Genomic DNA, 321 nt, shown 5'->3' on the forward strand with positions numbered 1-321 from the left:
ACATACTCAGTGCCTGTCGGTAAGTTATTATCTAACACAACAATGACCTTGAAACCTTCTTTCTCTGCCTTTGGTTCAACCTTTAACGCACTACGTGGAATGTGATGTTGGCCGGCTCGACATTGAGATTTAATTGCTTTTTGGTCGACAATTTTCGTCTCTTTATCCCAAAGCCAATAAAGTTCATCTGACATACTCACTCCTAAACAAAAATAATCTTGTTCTCTATTGTTGTGATGGGTTGGTTTTGTGAGGCTGTAGGGACCACACGCGACGCATCAAATCCAGTGATTTGAGAACGCTTTGACGCCTGTCTCTTAT

At 41.4% G+C, this 321-nt stretch carries 1 protein-coding gene; it reads right to left on the reverse strand.

Annotated elements, in window-relative coordinates; all coding sequences use genetic code 11:
• Nucleotides 1-194 (reverse strand): hypothetical protein (locus tag OW491_RS18215; protein WP_290037307.1); only part of this gene is annotated, 194 nt, incomplete at its 3' end.
• Nucleotides 195-321: the final 127 nt, after the last annotated feature.

Source organism: Neptunomonas sp. CHC150 (genome assembly GCF_030397555.1).
In the GTDB taxonomy this organism is placed as follows: Bacteria; Pseudomonadota; Gammaproteobacteria; order Pseudomonadales; family Balneatricaceae; genus Neptunomonas; species Neptunomonas phycophila.